The 22,356-nt window shown below is 68.9% G+C and carries 16 protein-coding genes; 7 read left to right on the forward strand and 9 right to left on the reverse strand.

Going from position 1 to position 22,356, the window contains the following annotated elements; genetic code table 11:
• Nucleotides 1–47 precede the first annotated feature (47 nt).
• The 5 genes from Q0654_RS17460 to Q0654_RS17480 all read right to left on the reverse strand — a co-directional run bounded on the left by Q0654_RS17460 (nucleotide 48) and on the right by Q0654_RS17480 (nucleotide 6,161).
• Complete coding sequence (locus tag Q0654_RS17460) at nucleotides 48–821, reverse strand: ABC transporter ATP-binding protein (RefSeq protein WP_298856249.1); 774 nt, start codon at nucleotides 819–821, stop codon at nucleotides 48–50.
• A gap of 425 nt (nucleotides 822–1,246) precedes the next feature.
• On the reverse strand, nucleotides 1,247–2,497 hold the full coding sequence (locus Q0654_RS17465) for an HlyD family efflux transporter periplasmic adaptor subunit (RefSeq protein ID WP_298856250.1): 1,251 nt from the start codon (nucleotides 2,495–2,497) through the stop codon (nucleotides 1,247–1,249).
• A 218-nt stretch (nucleotides 2,498–2,715) separates the two neighbouring features.
• The gene (locus tag Q0654_RS17470; RefSeq protein WP_298856251.1) at nucleotides 2,716–5,088 is read right to left on the reverse strand and encodes an ABC transporter permease; all 2,373 of its coding nucleotides are present in this window, start codon (nucleotides 5,086–5,088) and stop codon (nucleotides 2,716–2,718) included.
• Nucleotides 5,089–5,469: 381 nt separating this feature from the next.
• Nucleotides 5,470–5,874 carry a glutaredoxin family protein gene (locus Q0654_RS17475; RefSeq protein WP_298856252.1) on the reverse strand — a complete coding sequence of 135 codons (405 nt, stop codon included), beginning with the start codon at nucleotides 5,872–5,874 and terminating at the stop codon, nucleotides 5,470–5,472.
• A 65-nt stretch (nucleotides 5,875–5,939) separates the two neighbouring features.
• Entirely contained in the window at nucleotides 5,940–6,161 is a 222-nt protein-coding gene (locus tag Q0654_RS17480) for a hypothetical protein (RefSeq protein WP_298856253.1), read from the reverse strand.
• A 385-nt stretch (nucleotides 6,162–6,546) separates the two neighbouring features.
• On the opposite strand from Q0654_RS17480, the gene Q0654_RS17485 reads away from it, so the two are divergent.
• Nucleotides 6,547–7,008, forward strand: a complete 462-nt coding sequence (locus Q0654_RS17485; RefSeq protein ID WP_298856254.1) for a (2Fe-2S)-binding protein — start codon at nucleotides 6,547–6,549, stop codon at nucleotides 7,006–7,008.
• The gene (locus tag Q0654_RS17490; protein WP_298856255.1) at nucleotides 7,008–9,167 is read left to right on the forward strand and encodes a xanthine dehydrogenase family protein molybdopterin-binding subunit; all 2,160 of its coding nucleotides are present in this window, start codon (nucleotides 7,008–7,010) and stop codon (nucleotides 9,165–9,167) included. The genes Q0654_RS17485 and Q0654_RS17490 overlap by 1 nt, the downstream gene beginning before the upstream one ends.
• 45 nt (nucleotides 9,168–9,212) lie before the next feature.
• Here the strand turns inward: Q0654_RS17490 and Q0654_RS17495 are convergent, their stop codons facing one another.
• The 3 genes from Q0654_RS17495 to Q0654_RS17505 form a co-directional block, all read right to left on the reverse strand.
• On the reverse strand, nucleotides 9,213–10,001 hold the full coding sequence (locus tag Q0654_RS17495; RefSeq protein ID WP_298856256.1) for a hypothetical protein: 789 nt from the start codon (nucleotides 9,999–10,001) through the stop codon (nucleotides 9,213–9,215).
• A 499-nt stretch (nucleotides 10,002–10,500) separates the two neighbouring features.
• Nucleotides 10,501–11,811 (reverse strand): HAMP domain-containing sensor histidine kinase, encoded by a 1,311-nt coding sequence (locus tag Q0654_RS17500; RefSeq protein ID WP_298856257.1) that lies wholly within the window; start codon nucleotides 11,809–11,811, stop codon nucleotides 10,501–10,503.
• Nucleotides 11,777–12,469: a response regulator transcription factor gene (locus Q0654_RS17505; RefSeq protein ID WP_298856258.1), complete on the reverse strand. Its 693-nt coding sequence runs from the start codon at nucleotides 12,467–12,469 to the stop codon at nucleotides 11,777–11,779. Before Q0654_RS17505 ends, Q0654_RS17500 begins: the two co-directional genes overlap by 35 nt.
• Before the next feature lie 121 nt (nucleotides 12,470–12,590).
• On the opposite strand from Q0654_RS17505, the gene Q0654_RS17510 reads away from it, so the two are divergent.
• The 3 genes from Q0654_RS17510 (at nucleotide 12,591) to Q0654_RS17520 (ending at nucleotide 16,649) form a co-directional block, all read left to right on the forward strand.
• Nucleotides 12,591–13,991, forward strand: a complete 1,401-nt coding sequence (locus Q0654_RS17510; protein ID WP_298856259.1) for an FAD-linked oxidase C-terminal domain-containing protein — start codon at nucleotides 12,591–12,593, stop codon at nucleotides 13,989–13,991.
• Between the two features lie 16 nt (nucleotides 13,992–14,007).
• Nucleotides 14,008–14,592 carry a uracil-DNA glycosylase family protein gene (locus Q0654_RS17515; RefSeq protein WP_298856260.1) on the forward strand — a complete coding sequence of 195 codons (585 nt, stop codon included), beginning with the start codon at nucleotides 14,008–14,010 and terminating at the stop codon, nucleotides 14,590–14,592.
• 293 nt (nucleotides 14,593–14,885) lie between these two features.
• A complete protein-coding gene (locus Q0654_RS17520; protein ID WP_298856261.1) occupies nucleotides 14,886–16,649 on the forward strand; it encodes a S8 family serine peptidase in 1,764 nt (587 codons plus the stop codon).
• 755 nt (nucleotides 16,650–17,404) lie between these two features.
• On the opposite strand, the gene Q0654_RS17525 is transcribed toward Q0654_RS17520, so the two are convergent.
• Nucleotides 17,405–19,771 carry a prolyl oligopeptidase family serine peptidase gene (locus Q0654_RS17525; RefSeq protein WP_298856262.1) on the reverse strand — a complete coding sequence of 789 codons (2,367 nt, stop codon included), beginning with the start codon at nucleotides 19,769–19,771 and terminating at the stop codon, nucleotides 17,405–17,407.
• Between the two features lie 189 nt (nucleotides 19,772–19,960).
• Between Q0654_RS17525 and lpdA the strand changes: the two genes are divergently transcribed.
• Nucleotides 19,961–21,766: a dihydrolipoyl dehydrogenase gene (gene lpdA, locus Q0654_RS17530; RefSeq protein ID WP_298856263.1), complete on the forward strand. Its 1,806-nt coding sequence runs from the start codon at nucleotides 19,961–19,963 to the stop codon at nucleotides 21,764–21,766.
• 17 nt (nucleotides 21,767–21,783) lie between these two features.
• Complete coding sequence (locus tag Q0654_RS17535) at nucleotides 21,784–22,107, forward strand: hypothetical protein (protein ID WP_298856264.1); 324 nt, start codon at nucleotides 21,784–21,786, stop codon at nucleotides 22,105–22,107.
• Nucleotides 22,108–22,356 lie beyond the last annotated feature (249 nt).

A 22,356-nucleotide genomic window follows, 5' to 3' on the forward strand; every position in this document is an offset into this window, starting at 1 on the left:
GGCCTGCGCCTCGCGTGCTCGCACAGGATGGATTGGACGGCGCGCATTCAGACCCCCGCGACGTGGCTGGCGCGGGCGCGGGCGATCTGCGCATCGAGGCGGGCTTCTTCCTCGCGGCGCAGGCGATGCAGGGTGTCCTCGTCGACGATGCGGCCGTCGAACATGCAGATCTTGCGCTGGGCGAAATCGGCGTAGCGGGCGTCATGGGTGACCATGCAGATGGTCGAGCCGGACTGGTGCAGCTCGTCCAGCAGGGCCATCACCGCCTCGCCGTTCTTGCTGTCGAGGTTGCCGGTGGGCTCGTCGGCGAGCAGCAGCGAGGGCTGGCCGACCAGCGCACGCGCGACCGCCACGCGCTGCTGCTGACCGCCCGAGAGCTGGGCCGGATAGTGCTTCAGGCGATGCGCCATGCCGACGCGCTCCAGCGCATGTTGGACGCGGTCGCGACGCTCGGCCTTGGACACGCCGTCGCGGTAGGTCAGCGGCAGCTCGACGTTCTCGAACACCGACAGGTCACCGATCAGGTTGAAGGCCTGGAAGATGAAGCCGATCTCCTTGTTGCGGATGCGCGCGCGCTCGGACGCGCTGATGTCCTGCACCGGCACGCCGTTCAGGTCGTACACCCCCGAGGTCGGCGTATCCAGCAGGCCAAGGATCGACAGCAGGGTCGACTTGCCGCAGCCCGAAGGCCCCGAGATCGACACGTACTCGCCGCGCTGGATGTTGAAGTGCACGCCCGAGAGCGCGTGGGTTTCGACTTCGTCCGTGTAGAAGACCTTGGCGATGTCTTCGAGCTTGAGCAGGGCCGTTGGCTGGGTCATGGCTTGGCTTCCGTTATCTGGTGTGTCGATGTGTGGTGGTGGTCGCTTGGCCTACTGGCCCTGCTCAAGCCGGGATTCGGGGTTTGGGATTCGGGATTCGCAAGAGCGCGTGGCGTCGAGCCTGAGGAGTAGGGAAGAGCCTGTGATGCTGACCCCCTGAAGGTTGCCCAGCCCCGGTTTTCGGCGCAGCTGGGTCGTTCTTGGAGACGCTTTGCTTCGTCGTCCCCGCGAAGGCGGGGACCCAGTCGACACGGCGAAGCATCTGGGCCCCCGCCTTCGCGGGGGCGACGGCCGAGGTGGAGGCAAGACTGCAGCCACCCTGAAGGGCGGCAGAACAACTCGCCTTGTCCAACACACCCCGGTTTCTGACGCGCGGCTTCAGAACGATTCCCCATTCCCGATTCCCCATTCCCGGTGTTTGCGAATCAATCGATCCGCAAACGCTCATACCCCTCCCACTGCGAGGTGTCCGACAGGATGATGCGGTCGCCGGGGTTCAGGCCCTGGGCGATTTCGATCTGGTTGACGGAAGCGCGACCCAGGCGCACCGGGATGCGGTGGGCCTGGCCGTCCTCGTCGAGGCGGAACAGGCGCACTTCGCTCTCGGGCTGGCCGTAGGCGGGGCGGCCGACGTGCAGCACGTTGGTCAGGCGCTCGATCTCGATGGTGCCGTCGACGCTCAAATCCGGGCGCGCGCTGTCCGGCAGCTTCTCGGTGAAGTCGACCTCGACCAGCACGGTGCCGTTCTGCACGGCCGGGTCGATGCGCACCACCTGCCCTGCGACCACGCCGTTGCGCGTGTCCACGCGAACGCTCTGGCCGTGCACGATGTCCTTGACCTGGGTTTCGCTGATGCGCAGCTCGGCCATCAGGGCACCGGGCTTGGCGACGCGGGCGAGGTTGGTGCCGGCGACGACCTGCTGGCCCTCCTGCACCGGCACCTGCTGCAGCACGCCGGCGATGCCGGCGCGCACCTGCAGACCCTCGGCCTGGCGGCGGCGCAGCTCGGCCACGTTCTTCAGCTGGTTGATGCGCGCGCGCTCCGCATCGAGCTGGGCGCGGATGGTCTGCTCGAACTTGGCGATGCGCTCGACTTCGATCTCGGTGCGCAGCTTGAGCTGCTCCGCCGCGAGCTCGCTGCGCCGGGCCTGGATGCGCGAGATGATGCCGCGCCCCGCGAGCTCGGTTTCGGCTTCCGCCGTGAGCCGCGCACCCTCGTAGTCGGCGCGGATGCCGGCAAGCGCGGCGCGCTGATCCAGCAGCTGGCTCTCAAGGCCAACGCGGCGCGCCACGAAGTCGGCCTCGGCGGCGGTCAGCGCGGATTCCGCTGACAGCTGCTGGTCGACGACCTCGGGGTTGGACAGCTCCAGGATCACCGTATCGGCCTCGACCTGGGCGCCCGCGCGGACCACGATGCGCTCGACCCGCGCATTGCTTTCGGCGGCGATCCAGCGGATCTCGCGCGGCACCAGCACGCCGGGGCCCCGCACCTCGCGCAGCATGTCGCCCTGCTTGACCGTGTCGATCCACAGGCTGGCCTCGGCGACGCTGGGCGCGGCCGGATCGAGCCGGCTGACGAAGCCGACCAGGGCGACGAGGGCGATGATTCCGCCGGCCACGTAGGCGATACGGCGACGGCGGGCTTTCTGCTTGAGATCGATGCGCTGGATGTCCATGCCCTCGACGTAGCACGCCCCGTGCCAATCGATCTGCCCCGTCAAATCAATTACTTGGCAAGTCAAAGCGCCACACTGTCCGATTCCGAACAGCGATCGCGCGAGCGGTCTGCCCGCTTCCGGACGGCTGCGCCGCGGGCCTTCGCAGGGCGCGACCGCGGCAGGCTGGGAGAGCCGCGCGATGCCCCCGAAGGCGCGTCAGCCGTTCGCGCCTCCAGTCACCGCGCCCGCAGGACCTGCATGGCCGGCACCCGCAAGGCCGTGCGCGCTGGCCCCAGCGCAACCATCAGACTCAGGCCGAGCAGCAGCAGGGCGATCGCCAACAGCTGCAGAGGCTGTGGCAGCGGCAGGCCGTGCAGCCACAGCGCACCCAGCTGCTGCAGCCCCAGCTGCAGTGCAAGCCCCAGCAGGCAGCCCACTGCTGCCATGCCCAGCGCAGGCTTCAGGACAGCCTGGAGCAGCGCCCGATCGTTGGCACCCAGGGCGCGGCGCAGGCCGAACTCGCGCTGCCGCTGCAGCACCGCCACGCGCTGGCATGCAAACAGGCCGAGCAGCGCAATCAAGGCCGCCAGCCCGGCAAAGCCCGTCACCATCAGACTCAAAGCGCGAGTCAGGCGGATTGACACCGGCTCTGCCGCGGCCAGGGGACGCAGTGCCTCCAGCGCCAGTGCGGGGTCCAGGGCCTGCACCCGGGCGTCGAGCGCACGCTGCAGGTCGCCGGCAGCGCCGGTTGCATGCAACACCAGAAACACATCGCGCTCGGCGCGCTGCGCCAGCGGACCATACAGCTGCGGCACAGTGTCGAGGCCGGCACCGTGCTGGTGCACGTCCGCCACCACGCCGACGACTTCACGCCAGGCGGGATCGTTGACCACCCGCACGCGCTTGCCCAGGGCCTGACCTTCGCCGAACCAGCGGCGCTCGAATTCGGCGCTGACCAAGGCCACCGGTATGGCATCGGCGTGATCGGCAGCCTCGATCGTGCGGCCGCGCAGCAGGCGCAGGCCGAGAGTCTGCAGATGCTGATCCGAGACCAGCGAGTAGTTTCCCGATGGCGAAACTTCCGATTCGGTCTGCAGCCCCCCTTCAACATCAACCAGCAGCTGGTAGTGCCGCAGCACCGGGAGGCTGTGGCTGAGGCTGGCGGATACCACGCCGGGCAGCGCACGGATCTCCTCCAGCAGCTGGCGATGGAAGGCCTCCACGCTGGCTGGTTCGGCATGGCGCGTGGGCGGCAGACTGAAACGCGCGTAGTGGCGATCGGCCGTCACGAAGCCCGGATCGATGGCAGCGGTGCGCGCACTGGCGGAAATCAGTGCCAAAGCCGAGCTCAACAGGACGAAGGCCAGACCGAACTTGGCACCGACAAGCAGGCCGTGCAGACGCGCCATCCGCTCGGAGCGATGCTCACGCAGCGTCGCGATCCGCGCGCTGCGCGGCTCCCAGAGCAGGGCCGGCGCTGCCGCCAGCAAGGCCAGCATCAGCCCGATGAGCGGAGCGATCACGAGCGTCTCCGCCGGCAGTTCGATGCCCTGCGCGCGCGGCAGATAGAGGATCAGCTGGGTTTGCAGAAGCGGCGCCCCGAGATGGGCCAGAAGCAGTCCCAATACGCCACCGGCGAGGCCCGGCGCCAGCACCTCGGCGACGCGCTGCAGGTTCAACTGCGCCGCGGTCGCTCCCAGGGCTGACTTCAGTGCGCGATCCGGCGCTTGCGCCGCCGAGCGCAGCAGCGACAGCGCAGACAGCGCACCCAACAGGCTCAACACCAGCAGCACGACCACTGAAGCCAGTAGCAACAGCGCCGGTCGCTGCGACGCCAGCAGGTCTTCGGAATAGGCGCGGATCTCTGGTCGCCAGGGCCGCAGCCGCGGATGCTGCTGCTCGAACTGCAGGCTCAGCGCAGCCAGCTCGGACCGAGCCGCTGTTGCCTCCACGCCCGGCCGCAGGCGCGCGATCACATGCGCACGGTTACCGCCAATGCCCGCCAGCTCCTTCGCATTCGGCTGCCAGCGCAGCAGCAGCTCGATGTGAGGCTCAGGAAAGTCGAAGCCTGCGGGCAACACGCCGGCGATCCGGTAGGGCTGGCCGTCAACCCACAGCGGCTGGTTCAGGCGCTGCGCGTCCGCGCCAAGCCGCGTCCGCCACACCTGCTCGCTGATCAGGACCTGCGCGTCGTCGTCTTCCAGAAAGCCCGCGCCGAACGACTGCGGGCCGCCGAGCACCTGAGGCAAGTCCGGCGTCACCTGCGCTGCCAGCACGCGCTCCGCGCCCTCGTCGACACGAAGGCTGACGCCCAGGGAGCGGTACTGGGCCATGGCGGAGAAGCTGGTTGACTGCTGCTGCCAGTACGCGAAGCGCGCCAGGCTGACCTGAAAACCCTGGAAACTCGGCTCACTGGATTCGCGAATCCGCACCAGCTGCTCGGCCTGTGGGTAAGGCAGCGGCGCGAGCAGGGTCGCTCGCAGCAGCTGCGCGCCCAGCAGGGAAACCGCGCAGCCAAGGCCAATCAGGACCACCCACAGCGCCCACTCGCGCCGCTGCGCACGCAGGCTGCGCAGCGCCTGCCAACAGGCCGCGCGAGCAGCAGCCATCCAACAGCATCCGAACTGCTGCAGCAGCATCCCGTTCCAACCTCTGCCGAATCCCCGAGCCTCACAGCCTACGACAGACACTCACTCGCATCAGCGCAAGCTGATGGCCACACGCCATGCCGCGTTCAGGCCTGCACATATGCGGCCAACTCGTGCGAACGTGGGACAGGCGCGGAAAGATGTAGCGAGCGCCTGCATGTGTCGGCTCTGAACGAGGCCAGAGCGGATCCGAACTGGCTGCTGCGCCTCGCTGGAGGCCCGGAAGGGTGAAGTTCGCCGCGCAGCTGGGGAATGCCGCCACGTGCACGGACTGGGACAGCTCGGAACACGTGGGCGCGCGACCTTGAGTCGGTCGAGACACGAGCCTTCGGGGCAGGAGGCTCAGCGACTGTGGGCGAGAACTTCAAGGGCCTCCAGGATCGCTTCCTTGCGGAACCCTTCGATGCGGCGCTGCCCGATCAGCAACACCGGCACGCCTACGGCCGAGAGCGCCTCGAACTCGGCGCGGGCCTGCTCGGAATCATCGATGCGCAGGTCTGCGTAATCGACCCCGCGGGCGTCCAGCAGCGCACGAGCCTGTGCGCAGTAGCTGCAGGTGGCGGTGGAGAACAGGATGACCGGCCGACCGGTGCGCTCCACAAGCGCTTGGCTATCGAAGTTGACGTACGCTGCAGCTTGCGCCTCACCGCGGATCAGCTGGACCACCACCGGCCCTAGCCACAGGCCCAGGCCAAAGCAGACCAGGATCGCGGTGACGGCGAGGAGCGCTGACAGAGGCTTCGACATGCGTACTCCCTTGCTTCCTGGTCGTGGGCTGCGGGGCGGCACACGGCCGCCCCGCAGCGGCTTCATCAGGGACAGAACAGCGACTCGCAGGTCGTGCGCTGGCGCGTGCAGGTGCGATAGCAGCCACCTTCGCCGTTCTCGGCGTCACACTGGGCAAGGCACTGCATGAAAATGGTGTAGCAGGACTGGCAGCGCAGGTCGGGCACCGACTGCGCCACCGCGACGCCCATCCCCAGGCCGATCGAAAGGGCGCAGGCACCCCAGAACAGGATCTGCTTCAGCTTCATGGTGGTTCTCCAAAGTGGGATACAAAGCGAGATCTCATGCGGTGGCTACGCCACGCCGGACCTTGGGTCGTGAGCCCGGACCAGACATCGCCGCCGCAGCATCGGAACGCTCGGTCGGGCCGCAAAGACCCGGAGAACAAATCCCCCAACGATCGAGCCCTTCAGGCTGCCGCAGTGACCGCGCCTCCGACCTGTCGATGGTGGCGCGTCAGGTCCGCTTCGCCTACCTGTCAGATCTGACAGCTCAAGGCCTCCAGACCGCAACGACCTTCCACACGCCCCCCCGGGCGGTAGCACTCGCATCGGACCACCACTTGCAGGGCGACGCGGCCCGGAGGATCGTCCGTACTCGTCTTCCAAAGCCGAGATCGCCAGGAGCCGCGCCATGAAGATCCGCGTCAACGGGGAAACCCACGAGATCGACCTGCCGGCGGACACGCCGCTGCTGTGGGTGCTGCGCGATGGCCTGGGCTTGACCGGCAGCAAGTACGGCTGCGGGATCGCCCAGTGCGGCGCCTGCACCGTGCATCTGGATGGCGCGGCGATCCGCGCCTGCGTGACGCCGGTGTCGGCCGTCGGCGAGCGCGAGGTGCTGACCATCGAGGGGCTGGCCGGCGAATCGCTGCATCCGGTGCAGCAGGCCTGGATCGAGGCCGACGTGGCGCAGTGCGGCTACTGCCAGTCGGGCCAGATCATGGGCGCGCTGGCCCTGCTGCAGCGCACGCCCGAGCCCAGCGATGCTCAAATCGTCGAAGCCATGGACGCCCACCTCTGCCGCTGCGGCACCTACAGCCAGGTGCGTGAGGCAGTGCGTCTCGCTGCGAACAAGCTGAAGGAGGGTGCGTGATGGACGCTTCCTTGTCCCGCCGCGAATTCCTGAAAGCCGCCGGGCTCGGCAGCGGTGTGCTGGTCGCCCTGCATCTGCCCGGCTTCAGCGCACTCGCCGCCGACGCCAGCGAAGCAGCCGCGACCGCGTTCAAGCCCAACGCCTTCGTGCAGATCGACGCCAGCGGTCAGGTCACGCTCTACGTCAGCCAGGCCGAGATGGGCCAGGGCGTGCGCACCTCGCTGCCGATGCTGCTGGCCGAGGAGCTCGACGTCGATCTCGATGCGGTCAAGGTGGTCGGCGTCGGCGCCGATCCGGCCTTCAATCATCCCTGGTTCCGCAGCCAGGTGGCCGGCGGCTCGACCTCGGTGCGCGGCCTGTTCGAGCCGATGCGCCGCGCTGGCGCGCAGGCCCGGCACATGCTGGTCGAAGCGGCGGCGAATCGCCTTGAGGTGCCGGTGGAGTCGCTGCGCACCGAAGCCGGCTTCGTCACCCACGAGGCCAGCGGCCGTCGTCTTGGCTACGGCGAGCTGGCCGCGGCCGCCAGCGCGCTGGACGTTCCGGACCCGGCCAGCCTCACCCTGAAGTCACCCGAGAACTTCCGCTACATCGGCCGCGAGCGCCGCCGCCAGGAAGGCCCGGACAAGGTCACGGGCCGTGCGCAGTTCGGCATCGATGTGCGCCTGCCGGACATGCTCACCGCGGTGGTCGCGCGGCCGCCGGTGTTCGGAGCGACGCTGAAGTCGCTCGACGACAGCGCGGCGCTGAAGATCGCCGGCGTGCGCAAGATCAAACGCGTGCCCGAAGGTGTGGCCGTGATCGCCGAGCATTTCTGGGCCGCGCGTCAGGGCCGCGAGGCGCTGAAGCTGGACTGGGACCTGGGGCCGCTGGCCACATTCGACAGCGAGGCGCAGGGCCGCGAGTACGCCGCACTGGCCGAGGCCGCGGGCGCGGTCGCCGCCACCCGCGGCCTGCCGACCCTGGCGCTGGACGAAGACGCCGAGGCCATCGCGCTCGACATCGACGTGCCCTATCTGGCCCACGCGACCATGGAACCGCTGAACGCCACCGTGCACCACCGCGGCGACAGCGCCCAGGTCTGGACCGGCACCCAGATGCAGGGCGCGGATCGCGCGCGTGCGGCCGCCATTCTGGGTCTGCCCGAGGACAAGGTGACGCTGGACAACCTGCTGCTGGGCGGCGGCTTCGGCCGCCGCGCCAATCCGCAGTCCGACTTCGTTGCGCTGGCTGCGAATGTGGCGAAGGACGAAGGCGTGCCGATCAAGACGGTCTGGACCCGCGAAGACGACACCCGCGGCGGCTGGTACCGGCCGCGCGCGTTCCATCGCGTGCGGGTGCGTCTGGACGAGAACGGTCTGCCGCTCGCCTGGCACCAGCGCGTGGTCGCGCAGTCGATCATGCGCGGCACGCCCTTCGAGGCCAACGGCATCCGCGATGGCGTCGACGCCACCCTGGTCGAGGGCGCCTCCGACCTGCCTTACACGATCCCCAACTTCCAGGTTGAATGCCACCTGGCGCCCGACGGCGTGCCGGTGCTGTGGTGGCGCAGCGTCGGCCACACCCACACTGCGCTGGCAGTCGAGCACGCGCTCGATCTGGCTGCGCGCAAGGCCGGCATCGACCCGGTCGAATACCGCCGCCGACTGCTCACCAACAACGCGCAGTGGCTGCGCGTGCTGGAGCTCGCCGCCGAGCGCAGCGGCTGGGGCAGCGCGCTGCCCGCAGGCCATGCCCGCGGCATCGCCATCCACGCCAGCTTTGGCAGCGTGGTCGCGCAGGTCGCGGAGGTTTCCATCGAGAACGATCGCCCGCGCGTGCACCGCGTGGTCGCCGCGGTCGACATGGGCCGCGTGGTCAATCCGCTGCACGCCAAGGGCCAGATCGAAGGCGGCATCGTGTTCGGCCTGGCCGCCGCCCTGCACCAACAGATCAGCTTCAAGGACGGCCGCGTGCAGCAGAGCAACTTCCACGACTACCCGCTGCTGCGCCAGCGCGAAATGCCGCAGATCGAAGTGCACCTGATCGAAAGCGAAGCCGACCCCGGCGGCGCCGGCGAACCCGGCACCCCGCCGATCGCCCCGGCGGTGGCGAATGCGCTGCTGGCGCTGACGGGAAGGGCGACCACGCGCTTGCCCTTCGGGCGCATCGGGATCGCGTGAGCGAAGCCGCGCGCGCCGTCGATCCCGCCGCGCACGGCCCAACCTTCACTCGCGTTGAAAGCGCCAGCTCACCGTCAACTGGGCCGGCTGTCCGCTGATCTGGTCGACAATCTCGTAGCTGCGGCTGCCGCGCGCGGCCCGGCAGCCGTCGCCACAGGCGTGGCTGACTTCAAGATCCAGGCGCTGATCGGTCAGGAATCGATACGACTCGCGTTCGCCGCTGAAGCTGTCGGGCTTGTCCGAGCTCACCGTCTCGCGCACGGCCACGGGATAGGGCAGCGGCAGGGCGAAGCGCAGCGAACCGCCCTGCAGATCGACTTCGACGATGGAGCCTCCGGGCGGATTGGACTTGCCCTCAAGCGTGATCTCCCCGGACTGGCGTACCGTCACCTGCCGGTGACAGGTCGCCGCCGGCCGGTTGCCGCAGATCGGATCGCGATCGGCTTCCTTCAGCGACTCGTCAATGTCGAAGCGACCGCTCACCGTCAGCGGCTCGAACAGCTGGTAGCGGTCCTTGGGCATCTGACTCGCGGTGGCGACATCCGCGCGGGCGCCACGCATCGCCGCAGAATTCGTGTCGACGCCTTCGGCCATCTTCATGGCCTCACGCATCAGACAGGCCTCGTCCTCACCGCAGCGCTCAGCGATCTTCATCGCATCGTCCATCATCGGCGCCATGTCCTGCGCTGCCCGCTGCGCAGCGGCGTTGCGCTGCCCCTCGCTGGCCTGTTGCTGCGCGTCCATGCCATGCAGGGCAGGGAAGCCCGATGCCGCGCGCGCCTGCATGCGCGCGCTGAGCGCGTAGCGATCAGCAACGCGCCACTCGCGTTCCAACACGCGATCCTGGCTCTTCCAGGTTCCGGCTCCACTGATCTCGTACTCGACCGTGAGAGTGGCGGTGGACTTCGGCGCGGAAGGCCCAGCCAGGCACGTCAGCGGCGCCAGACACGCGGCCAGTGCACACCCAAGGAACGAACGCTCGCAGATCATCGAATGCTTCCTCATTGCAGAGCGGGCGAAAAAGGCCTCCACCCGCGCCTGCCCTACCCGCGCGCCGGTGGCGGCGCGGCCCGTCGATTCGCAGGCCGCGTCACCCTGCTCGACGAGAAAGCGGGAGGAAATTGGTCAGCAGGATCGGGACAGCATCTCGGATGCCTGCGCGCGGTGGAAGCTTCCGCGCGCATTGGACAGCGTGCCACTGCTCTCTGGCGGGTCGCCCGATGCCGACGTGGTCCACGAACGCTGGGCGAGAACCGGCACTTGCTGCTGGCATCCTGGCGGCCGCTGTGAGCAAGCACTGCGCCGAGGCGTCGCCACCGGATCGAGTGCGGCACTACTTCCGCATGAACGCCGCAAACTCCAGCGTCGCAATCGCGCCCTGCCGGTCCGCACGCGGGGCCAGGCTGACCTTCCAGTCGTAGAGTTCGCACAGGCGGCGCACGATGGCGAGCCCGATGCCGCCACCCTTGCTGCCTTCCGAACTGCTGCCGCGGTAGCCGCGCTCGAACAGCCGGGTGGCTTCTTCCTCGGGGATTCCGGGGCCGGTGTCGCGGACTTCGACGCGATCGCCAAGCACGCTGATGCGGATCTCGCCTTCGCGGGTGTACTTGAACGCGTTGACGATGAGATTGCCGAGTGCCACGGCGACGATGGCCTCGGGCGCGTCGACCAGCACGCCCTGCTGGCCTTCGACGATCACCTCGATGGGTTTCGAGCCGATGTTGACGCGATTGGCTTCGGCCAATTGTTCGGCGAGGCGACGGACATCGGTGGCACCGCTGCCGCGCTCGCCGCGCGAGAGCATCAGCAGCGCGGTGATCAGGTCGGTGCACTGCTGCACCGCGCGCTCGATGCGCTGCAGGCGCTGGCGGGTCTTGTCGTTCAGGTCCGGCTGCGACTGGATCAGCTCGACTGCGCCGCGGATCACAGCCAGCGGCGTGCGCAGCTCGTGGCTGACGTCAGCGTTGAATTCGCGGTCGCGGGTGACGCGCTCGGTGAGCTGCTCGGCGTAGTCGTCGAGCGCACTGGCGAGCTGGCCGACCTCGTCATCGGCGAAGTGCGGCGCCAGCTTCTCCGGCGCGCTGCGGCTGCTGTAGCCCTCGATGCGCCGCGCGAGATCGGCCACCGGCTGCATCACCCGCCGCGAGGACCACAGGCCGATCAGCCCGGCGAACACCGAGAACAGGGCCACGGCCGCGACCAGCGCGGTGACCAGCTGACGCTGGCCCAGGGCTTCCTTGGAGTAGTCATAGCGCAGGAAGCCGACCAGGTCGGAGGCGCGATGCACGGCGAGCTTGTACTCGGTCGGCTCGCCGTCGGGCCCGGCCTCCAGCACTTCATGCACGCCTTCGGGCAGCTCGCGCCAGCTGAAGGGCACGCTTTCCTGGCGGCTGCTTCGCACCACGAACAGCTCGATCTGGCGCGAGAACTGGAACTGCGCGTCGGGCGCCGGATTGAGACGCTTGAACTCGACGAAATTGCGCGCCTCCTGCTCCAGCCAGTTGTCGACCAGCTGGTTTTCCAGCCGCGCACGCAGGCCGATCGTGGCCACGGCAAAGAGGGCGGTGAGCCCGCTGCCGAGGATCAGGAAGGAGATGATGATCCGGCTTCTAAGCCGGCGTCTGAACTGCTTCGATGTCGGCAAGGCGATACCCGATTCCGTGGCGGGTGTGGATCAGCGGCTTGTCGAAGGGCTTGTCCAGCGCCGCCCGCAGGCCGTGGATGTGCACGCGCAGGGAGTCGCTGTCGGGCAGCTCCTCGCCCCAGACGCGGGTCTCGAGCTCCTGCCGGGTCACCACCGAGGGGCTGGCTTCCATCAGGCACTGCAGGATCTTCAGCGCCGTCGGGTTCAGGTTGATGGACTTGCCGGCGCGGCTGATCTCCAGCGTGTCGAGGTTGTAGCGCAGGTCCGCCACTTCAAGCACGCGCGGCTGCGCGCCCTTGCCGCGGCGGGCCAGCACCGTCAGGCGAGCCTCGACTTCCTGCAGCGCGAAGGGCTTGACCAGGTAGTCATCGGCACCGACGTCGAAGCCGGCGAGCTTCTGTTCCAGCGCGTCGCGCGCGGTCAGCATCAGTACCGGGGTCTGGCGGCGTGCGTCCTGGCGCAGCTTGCGGCAGACCTCCAGGCCATCCATGCCGGGCAGGTTCAAATCGAGAACGATGGCGTCGAACTCGTTGACCACGGCGAGGTGCAGGCCGGTGACGCCATCGGCGGCGAAGTCGACGATGTGCCCGCGGTCTTCCAGATAATCGCCAAGGTTGGCGGCGATGTCGGTGTTGTCTTCGATGACCAGGATGCGCATGGGGTCTGCTGTCGTAAGCGGCGCAGGTGCGCGCGGGGCCAAGGGTAACGGTTAACGCGACCCGGGTGGACAGCGCGGCGCGCGCTTCGTTCACCTGCGGCCCTGCCGATACACTCGGCGGATGACCACGATCTGGCCGACCTCGCTGAGCCCTGCCGCCCTGCGCGCGCTGCGCGACGCCCTGCCGGCGAACGCGCTGCTGCTGGACGCCGCCGAGCGCATCGCCTACAGCGTCGACAACAGCAAGCGCCAGGCCCTGCCGCTGGCGGTGGCCCTGCCCGAGACCGCCGAGCAGGTGACCGCATTGGTGGCCGCCTGCGCCGAGCACGGGCTGCCGATCACCGCGCGCGGCCGCGGCACCAACACCACCGGCGCCAGCGTGCCGGTCGCCGGCGGCGTGGCCCTGAGCTTCGAGCGCATGCGCCGCATCGTCGAGATCCATACCGCCGACCGCTACGCCGTGGTCGAGCCCGGCGTGTTGAACGGCGACCTGCAGGCGGTGCTGGCGCCTCACGGCTTCTTCTGGCCGCCGGACCCGACCTCGGCGCCCTACTCCACCATTGGCGGCAACCTCGCCTGCAATGCCGGCGGCCCGCGCGCGGTGAAGTACGGCGCCTGCCGCGACAACGTGCTGGCCCTGCGCGCGGTCGACGGCAGCGGCCGCGCCTTCCGCTGCGGCGCACCGACCAGCAAGGGCGCGGTCGGCTTCGACCTGACCCGTCTTCTGATCGGCTCCGAGGGCACGCTGGCCCTGATCACCGAGGCGACGCTGAAGCTGACCCCGCTGCCGCCGCTGCGCCGCGGCCTGCGCCTGATCTACGCCGACATCGTCGCCGCAGCGCAGGCGGTGGCGCGGATCATGGCCCAGCCGGTGACGCCCTGCGCGCTGGAGTTCATGGACGGCGAGGCGCTGGCCCTGGTGCGCGCGCGCGGTCTTGACCTGCCGCCCGGCGAGGCCCTGCTGCTGGTCGAAGTCGATGGCGATGCCGAGGGCATTGAGCGCGCGGCATCCGCCGTCGCGCGTGCCGCGGAAGGACCGGGTCTGAACGATCTGCAGGTCGCCCGCGATGCCGCCGACGGCGAGGCCCTGTGGGCCGCCCGCAAGGCGCTGTCGCCGGCGCTGCGCTCGCTGGCGCCGAAGAAGATCAACGAAGACGTGGTGGTGCCGGTCTCGCGCCTGCCCGAATTGATCGAGGGCGTGCGCGGGCTGTCGCAGCGGCACGGCATCCGCATCGTCAACTTCGGCCACGCCGGCAACGGCAATATCCACGTCAACCTGATGTACGACCCCGCCGAGCCCGGCCGCGATGCCGCCGCCGAGGCCTGTCTCGAAGCCCTGTTCGGCCTGGTCATCGCGCTCGACGGCACGCTCTCGGGCGAGCACGGCATCGGCCTCGCCAAGCGGCCCTTCATGCGGGCGGCAGTCGATGCGCGCACGCTGGAGCTGATGGCCGCGGTCAAACGCGCCTTCGATCCCAAGGGCCTGCTCAATCCGGGCAAACTGCTGCCCGACTTCGACTGAGGATGGGCGCGAACGGATGAGCGAACTCGATGCCCTGCTGCTGCGGATCCGCGCCTGCCGCCTCTGCGAAGCGCAGCTGCCGCTGGGCGCCAACCCCGTCCTGCGCGCCCAGGCCAGCGCGCGCCTCCTGATCGTCGGGCAGGCGCCGGGGACCAAGGTGCATGAATCCGGTATCCCCTGGAATGACGCGTCCGGCATCCGCCTGCGCCACTGGCTGGGCCTCGACCGCGAGCAGTTCTACGACGGCCGCCGCATCGCCATCGTGCCGATGGGCTTCTGCTATCCGGGCAAGGGCACGGCCGGCGACCTGCCGCCGCGGCCGGAGTGCGCGCCGACCTGGCACCCGCAGCTGCTGCCGCTGCTGCCCAACATCCGCCTGACCCTGCTGATCGGGCACTACGCGCAGGCCGGCTTCCTCGGCGCCGCGCGCGGCCGCACCCTCACCGACACCGTGCGCGAGCACGCGCGCTACCAGCCGCGCTACTTCCCGCTGCCGCATCCCAGCCCGCGCAACCAGCTGTGGGTGGCCAGCAACCCCTGGTTCGACACCGAGGTGGTGCCCGCGCTGCGCCAGGCCGTGGCCGAGTCGCTTGCGGAGTGACTCGCAGGGCAAGCGTGTCGGCCTTCACGCTCGAACGCCTGTTCGCGATGTCAGTCACGCTTTTGCGGGCGCATCGGGCAGCTTTGGGCCGATTGCGCGTTTGCAGATTGACACATCACGGCACCTCGACTTAGGTTCCGCTCCGCGATCGCGGGGCATGACGCCCGGCGCAACCTCCGGGGGAGGTAGCGGCCAGATCACAAGGACACGTCGACCCCGCGCTGCGCGCCGGTACCAGAGGGCATTCGCCCCTGCCGGTCCAATCCGCTGCATTCAACGGGGAGTTCCGCAACATGAAGATGCTTTGTTCCGCCGTGGCCCTGGCCATGGCGCTGCCGGGTCTTGCTGCCGCATCCGAGCTGCGTCGCGTCGAGAAGCCGGTGAGCGGCCAGTACATCGTCGTCCTGCAGGAAGACCTGGTGCGCTTCGGCGATGACACCAGCTCGCGCCGTCCCGACGTCAACACGCTCGCCGTCGACATGGCCTCCCGCTTCGGGCTTGAGGTCAGCATGGCCTACTCGCACGTGCTGCCCGGCTTCGTCGTCCAGGCCAACGACAAGCAGATCGAGCAGCTGCTGAGCGACGCCCGCGTCGCCTATGTCGAGCAGGACGGCTACGTCAGCACCACCGCCGTGCAGAGCGGCGCCACCTGGGGCATCGACCGCGTCGACCAGCGCAACCTGCCGCTGTCGGGCACCTACGAGTACCTGACCACCGCCAGCAACGTCCACACCTACATCGTCGATACCGGCGTGCTGGGCACCCACGCGCAGTTCAGCGGCCGCATGGGCAACGGCTACACCGCCATCAACGACGGTCGCGGCACCACCGACTGCAACGGCCACGGCACCCATGTCGCCGGCACGGTCGCCGGCACCACCCACGGCATCGCCAAGGGCGCCATCATCCATCCCGTGCGCGTGCTGGGCTGCAACGGCTCGGGCACCAACTCCGGCGTGATCGCCGGCATGGACTGGGTGGCTGCGAACCACATCAAGCCGGCCGTGGCCAACATGAGCCTGGGCGGCGGCGCCTCGACCGCCACCGATGATGCCGTCACCCGCATGCACAACGCCGGCGTCACCGTCGTGGTCGCCGCGGGCAACGACAACTCGAACGCCTGCAACTACTCGCCGGCGCGCGCGCCGGTGGCGATCACCGTCGGTTCCACCACCAACACCGACGCGCGTTCGAGCTTCTCGAACTTCGGCACCTGCCTCGACATCTTCGCGCCGGGCTCGAACATCACCGCGCCCTGGTACACCAGCACCACCGCGACCAACACCATCAGCGGCACCTCGATGGCGTCGCCGCACGTGGCGGGCGCCGCGGCCCTGTACCTGGCCAACAACCCGAGCGCCACGCCCGCCCAGGTGGCCACTGCGCTGATCAACAACAGCACGCCGAACAAGGTGACCAGCGCCGGCACGGGCTCGCCGAACCGTCTGCTGTACTCGATCTTCGGCGGCGGCACCACGCCGGTCGACAACCCGCCCACCGCCAGCTTCACCTTCAGCTGCTCGGGCCTGACCTGCTCGTTCAACGGTACGGGCTCGACCGACGACAACGGCATCAGCAGCTACAGCTGGACCTTCGGCGACGGCGCCAGCGGAACCGGTGCCACCACCAGCCGCACCTATGCGGCCGGCGGCACCTACACGGCGACGCTGACGGTGCGCGACACCGCCAACCAGGCCAACAGCACCAGCCGCACGGTCACGGTCAGCACCGGCCCGACCGCCCCCTGCACCAGCTGCGAGGCCTATACCGGCACGCTGTCGGGCACCGGCGCCCAGGCCTTCGTCCCGGGCGGCACCTACTACTACAGCTCGGTGAGCGGCACCCACAGCGGCTGGCTGCGCGGCCCGGCCTCCGGTGCGGACTTCGACCTGGCCCTGCAGAAGTGGAACGGCAGCAGCTGGACCACGGTCCGTTCGGGCACCAGCGCGAGCTCGAGCGAGGACGTGAGCTACAGCGGCACTGCCGGCTACTACCGCTGGCGCGTGTACTCCTACAGCGGTTCGGGCAGCTACAACTTCTGGATGCGCCGCCCGTAAGCGTTGATCGGAGCTGCAAGTAGAGCAAAGGCCGGCGGGGCGACCCGCCGGCCTTTTCGTTGGTGGCGCCGGAACGACCGCCGGATTCGCAGAGACATACGATACGCGCACATCGGAGCGCGAGGTCGCCGCCTTCGATGCATTCAAGGCTTGCTTGGACTCGAAGCCAGCGGGTGCATGCAAGGCTCGGCCCTGAGGCAAGCGGCTGGTGGATGCGCTGCGCTTATCCACCCTACGGGTTCAGGCAACACCTTGCAGCAAGCGCAGCGGCAGCCTGCGGCTCGCGCAGGGTACATAAGCGCAGCGCATGTACCGGAACTTCGCGGCAGGCGGGGCGCCTGCCAAGACCTCGCAACCGGCCAGCGCTCCGCAGAGCGCCACGCCGACGCACGGACGCCCACGTGACACGCTGGCAGGCAGTCGTTGCGCATAGGGTGGGCCCTGGCCCACCGTGACCTCGGCACTCCCCCCGGTCCGCCTCCGAATCCTGCTCACCCGGCCCGCAAAAAACCCTCGAGGCGCCATCCACCGGTCGCATATCGCGTGCGCTCACGGGACCGAAACTGGGGCCGGGACCGAGACCGAGGCGAGTGTGGAGCTCCGGTGGGCCAGGGCCCACCCTATGGTCGTCGTGGCGACGCAGTCGATGTTGCGAACCAGCCGTCGTGGCGAACCGGTCACTCTGTCGAAGCGATCGTCGCGGCGCCCGGCCCCGCCGCCATTCGTGCGGGGCCGCGGCGCTACCCGCACGTGTCTCAGTCCTTCAACACCCGCTCGAACAGCTTGAAGATGCGCCGGTACTGGTCGAACCAGGCCTCCGGGTGCACATAGGCGTGGCGCTCCATCGGGTAGCTGGCGAGCTCCCAGTGATCCTTGCGCAGCTCGATCAGGCGCTGGGCCAGGCGCACCGAATCCTGGTAGAGCACGTTGTCGTCGATCATGCCGTGGGCGATCAGCAGGTGGCCCTGCAGGCCTTCGGCGTACTCGATCGGTGAGCTCTTGCGGAACGCTTCCGGGTCGATGTCCGGGGTGTTGAGGATGTTCGAGGTATACGGATGGTTGTACTGCGCCCAGTCGGTGACCGGCCGCAGCGCCGCACCCGCGTGGAAGACCTCGGGCGCACGGAACATCGCCATGAAGGCCATGAAGCCGCCGTAGCTGCCGCCGTACACGCCGACGTTGGCGCGGTCGCCCTGGCGGTTCTCGACCAGCCATTCGATGCCGTCGAGGTAGTCCTCGAGCTCCGGGTGGCCCATCTGCCGGTAGATCGCATTGCGCCAGTCGCGGCCGTAGCCGGCCGAGGCGCGGAAGTCGAGGTCGAGCACGATGTAGCCCTTCTCCACCAGCAGCTGGTGGAACATCTGCTCGCGGAAGTACTGCGACCAGCGCAGGTGCACGTTCTGCAGGTAGCCGGCACCGTGCACGAACAGCACGATCGGATAGCGCTTGCCGGGTTCCAGCACGGCCGGGCCATAGTACTTGCCCCAGACCGTGCCGGCGCCGTGGCGGCTCGGCACCTGCACGAACTCGGGCGCGAGCCAGCTCTGCGCCTTGTAGGCCTCGCTGCGGGTGTCGGTGAGCGCGGTCAGCCCGCCGCCGCTCGCCGCCATCACGCCCAGCTGCGGCGGCAGGTGCGGCTCGGAGTACACCACCAGCAGGCGCTGCTCGTCGGGCGAGAGCACGAAGGCGTTGACGCCGCCGAGCGCCGTCAGCGTCTCGATGCGGTCGCTGCCGAGATCGAGGCGCACCACCTCGTACTTGCCCGGCCACTCCTGATTGGCCAGCGCGTAGACCTGGCGGCCATCGCGGCCGATGACAGGCTCGGAGAATTCCCACTTCCCACGCGTGTGCTGCTTCGGCCGCGCGTCGCCGCGGCGGGTGTAGAAGTGGCTGTAGCCGTCCTCTTCCGACAGGTACCACAGGGTGCGGTTGTCGGGCAGCCAGCCGAACTCGTTGAAGTTCCAGTTGATCCAGCCTGGGTCGGTGAGGCGGTGGCGGGTTTCGAGCGCGCGGCCCTCGCGCTGCACCTCGGCGATCCAGCGGTCCTTGTTGTCGACCGCGCGCAGCATCACCGCTGCGCGTGCGCCGTCGCGGCTGAACTCCATCGCATTCACACGCAGCGCGCGCGGGCCCTTCAGCGCCTCCTTGCCGGCCGCCGCCCGCAGCTCGGCCAATGGATCGGTGTCGATGCCCGGCAGCGCCTTCAGATCCAACGGGTACTGCTTGCCGTCGGCGAGATCGACCAGCACCAGTGCTTGCCCGGCCGGCGGATTGCGGCCGACGCGGACGCGCACGTCCTCGCTTTCCTCGTAACCGCTTTCGGTGACGTACTTCGGCATCTTGCCCACGCGGCCGGGCTCGCTGCCCTTGGGCTGGGTGACCACCAGCATCCAGCGGCCGTCGGGGCTGAGCGCGCTGTCGGCGATCGTCAGCGTGTCGCCCAGATAGACCGGCGGGGCGATGCGCGTGGACAGGCCGCGGCGCAGTTCGGACTCACGCGCCGCCTGCGCGTCGCGCCAGGCCTTCTCGCGCGCCAGCGTGCCGATCAGACGCAGCTGCATGTCGCGCAGGTCGTCGGCCTTGGGCGCCTCGGCCGGATCCTTCTCGGCCTTCAGCACAGCGATCGGCCCGGCAAGGCCCGTCGCGAGGTCGTGCACGATCCAGTCGGCGCCGGCGCGGTACATCACCCGGCCATCGGCCATGAAGGCGGGCGCGGCTTCGGCCACCTCGCTGCGGGTCAGCTGGCGCAGAGCGCCACTGCCAATCTCGCGCAGAAACACATCGCCATCGCGCAGGAACAGCGCGCGCTCACCCGCTGCATCGAACACCGGGTTTGGCGCATCGACGCCGGCGAGATCGGCATCGGCCAGCAGAGTCGCCGCGCTGCCGTCGAAGCCCACGCGGTGCAGATCGCGCAGCGGGCTGTCGGCGCGCTTGAGCTGGAACAGCGCGGCCCGGCCGTCCAGCGACCAGTGCGGGTTCTCGACCGGCGGCCCGATCCAGGCCGGGTCGTCCATGATCTTTTCGAGCTCCAGCGGCTGCGCGCTGCCGGCAAGCGGCAGCAGCAGCGCGGCGCAGTAAAGAGCGAAGGTGGCTTTCAGGCGCAGGGGCAGTCGGCGCATCGAAGCGCTCCGTGCAGGCAGTGGAGGAAGCGGCAGCCTAGTCGCGGGCTTACGCGGGCAACACCGCCGAAGGGCATGGATGCCGGCGGCGATGAGCCGCCCCGACCATTGCCAGACCACCCCGTACGCTGGCGGCGGGGTCGCGCGCAGCCGCTACAATCCGGCGGTCAATCGCATCCAGGAGCGCGCGTGAGCACGGAAATCGAGATCAAGGTGCCCGACATCGGCGGCCACAGCGACGTACCGGTGATCGAACTGCTGGCCAAGCCCGGCGACAGCATCGCCAAGGACCAGGGCCTGGTCACGCTCGAATCCGACAAGGCCACGATGGAAGTGCCGAGCTCGCACGCCGGCGTGCTGGTGGCGCTCACCGTCAAGGTCGGCGATGCCGTCAGCGAGGGCAGCGTGATCGCCAGGCTGCGCGTGGAAGAGGCCGGTGCTGCGAAGTCTTCGCCCGCAGCGTCTTCGCCAGCGGCAGGTGATGCACCGGCGGCAGCACCTGCGCCCGCATCGAACCCGGCACCCGCGGCAGCCTCAACCGCCGCCGCGCCTGCGCCGAAAGCCGCCAGCGCCAGCGGCCGCGACGCCGACTACACCTGCCAGCTCGCCGTGCTGGGTTCCGGCCCCGGCGGCTACACCGCGGCCTTCCGCGGCGCTGACCTGGGGCTCGATGTGATCCTGATCGAGCGCTACCCGGAGATCGGCGGCGTCTGCCTGAACGTCGGCTGCATCCCGTCGAAGGCCCTGCTGCACGCCGCCCGCGTCATCGACGAGGCGGCACACGGCGAGGACTTCGGCGTGAGCTTCGGCGCGCCCAAGATCGACCTCGACAAGCTGCGCGCCTACAAGTCGAAAGTGGTGAAGCAGCTGAACGGTGGCCTGGCCGGCATGGCCAAGCAGCGCAAGGTGCGCACGGTCACCGGCACGGGCCGCTTAATCAGCCCGCACGAGATCGAAGTCGAAACTGCCGACGGCGCGAAGATCGTGCGCTTCGAGCACGCGGTGATCGCCGCCGGCTCGCAGCCGGTCAAGCTGCCGGGCATTCCCTGGGACGACCCGCGGGTGATGGACTCCACCGACGCGCTGGAGCTGAAGGAGATTCCGAAGTCCCTGCTGGTAATCGGCGGCGGCATCATCGGTCTTGAGATGGGCAGCGTGTACGCGGCGCTGGGCGCGGACGTCACCGTGGTCGAACTCGCCGACCAGCTGATGCCAGGCGCGGATCCCGATCTGGTGCGCCCGCTGCAGCAGCGGCTGGCCAAGCGCTTCAAGGGCATCCACCTGAAGACCAAGGTCAGCGGCGTGGTCGCCGAAAAGAAGGGCCTCAAGGTCAGCTTCGAAGGCGACAAGGCGCCCGAGGCCCAGCTGTTCGACCGCGTACTCGTTTCGGTGGGCCGCACGCCCAACGGCGGCAAGATCAATGCCGACGCCGCTGGCGTCGCGGTGTCCGAGCGCGGCTTCATCGCCGTCGACAGGCAGATGCGCACCAACGTGCCGCACATCTTCGCCATCGGTGATCTGGTCGGCCAGCCGATGCTGGCGCACAAGGCCACGCACGAGGGCAAGGTCGCGGCCGAAGTCGCCGCCGGCCACAAGACCGAATTCGTCGCCCGCGTGATTCCGAGCGTGGCCTACACCGACCCGGAAATCGCCTGGGTCGGCGTCAGCGAGACCGAAGCCAAGGCCAAGGGCCTCAAGGTCGGCGTCGGCAAGTTCCCCTACGCGGCCTCGGGCCGCGCCATCGGCCAGGGCCGCACCGAAGGCTTCACCAAGCTGCTGTTCGACGAAGCCAGCCACAAGGTGATCGGCGCCGGCATCGTCGGCCCCAACGCCGGCGACCTGATCGCAGAAGTCGGCCTCGCGATTGAAATGGGCGCCGAAGCCAGCGACATCGGCCTCACCATCCACCCGCATCCGACCCTGAGTGAATCGGTGGGCATGGCGGCGGAGGCGTATGAGGGCACGATCACTGACCTCTATCTGCCGAAGAAGTAGGCGAGCTGCATACGCCGATGAACACCTATGCCGCACAAGTCGCGCTTTGCTTTCAGTCGGAGAGTGCTGAAGACCGTCGTCTCGATAAGTTCTTCCTGGAGCTGGAAAGTCTCGCTGCGAAGCATGGGATCGTCGTGTGCGACTCGCAGTCAATGCAGCTGCCGGGCGAGATGTATCCAATCGCTCCCTGTTCAAGGTGCGGCAACCTGACCGTAGACGCGAACGCCGTTCGGGCGGGTGACGAGAACATGCTCCCCGATTTCTGGTTCTCGCTGCGACGAGGAAGTCTGTCGGCGGGCAGACTCACCTGCTACGTTTGCAAAGCGCCTGAGGGGGGGTGAGCTGAGCGTCAAGCGCGCCGGCTGGGCCAAGCGACGCGCGGCCCAACGTCGCAAGCACGAAACTCGCTCCAAGCTCCGAAGTCGCCTCGGTTTGGACGATCGCAGCTGCGCGTTGAACCAGACCTTCGTTGCATCACCACCTCTCAGGCCCCGGAGATCGGCAAGTCGTCCACCTGCCCCGCATCTCAACGCGGCCTGTCTTGCCCCCAGGTTCTTGGACCCGATGGAATGTTAGACAGCCATCGAGGA

The organism is uncultured Aquimonas sp., assembly GCF_937888285.1.
In the GTDB taxonomy this organism is placed as follows: Bacteria; Pseudomonadota; Gammaproteobacteria; order Xanthomonadales; family Xanthomonadaceae; genus Aquimonas.

Bases quoted from the DNA above. Each gene is read 5' to 3' on its own strand.
- Q0654_RS17470 (WP_298856251.1), bottom strand. From the start codon at position 5,088: ATGGCTGCTGCTCGCGCGGCCTGTTGGCAGGCGCTGCGCAGCCTGCGT.
- Q0654_RS17465 (WP_298856250.1), bottom strand. From the start codon at position 2,497: ATGGACATCCAGCGCATCGATCTCAAGCAGAAAGCCCGCCGTCGCCGT.
- Q0654_RS17515 (WP_298856260.1), top strand. From the start codon at position 14,008: ATGAGCGAACTCGATGCCCTGCTGCTGCGGATCCGCGCCTGCCGCCTC.
- Q0654_RS17510 (WP_298856259.1), top strand. From the start codon at position 12,591: ATGACCACGATCTGGCCGACCTCGCTGAGCCCTGCCGCCCTGCGCGCG.
- Q0654_RS17485 (WP_298856254.1), top strand. From the start codon at position 6,547: ATGAAGATCCGCGTCAACGGGGAAACCCACGAGATCGACCTGCCGGCG.
- Q0654_RS17490 (WP_298856255.1), top strand. From the start codon at position 7,008: ATGGACGCTTCCTTGTCCCGCCGCGAATTCCTGAAAGCCGCCGGGCTC.
- Q0654_RS17525 (WP_298856262.1), bottom strand. From the start codon at position 19,771: ATGCGCCGACTGCCCCTGCGCCTGAAAGCCACCTTCGCTCTTTACTGC.
- Q0654_RS17505 (WP_298856258.1), bottom strand. From the start codon at position 12,469: ATGCGCATCCTGGTCATCGAAGACAACACCGACATCGCCGCCAACCTT.
- Q0654_RS17475 (WP_298856252.1), bottom strand. From the start codon at position 5,874: ATGTCGAAGCCTCTGTCAGCGCTCCTCGCCGTCACCGCGATCCTGGTC.
- Q0654_RS17535 (WP_298856264.1), top strand. From the start codon at position 21,784: ATGAACACCTATGCCGCACAAGTCGCGCTTTGCTTTCAGTCGGAGAGT.
- Q0654_RS17460 (WP_298856249.1), bottom strand. From the start codon at position 821: ATGACCCAGCCAACGGCCCTGCTCAAGCTCGAAGACATCGCCAAGGTC.
- Q0654_RS17480 (WP_298856253.1), bottom strand. From the start codon at position 6,161: ATGAAGCTGAAGCAGATCCTGTTCTGGGGTGCCTGCGCCCTTTCGATC.
- Q0654_RS17520 (WP_298856261.1), top strand. From the start codon at position 14,886: ATGAAGATGCTTTGTTCCGCCGTGGCCCTGGCCATGGCGCTGCCGGGT.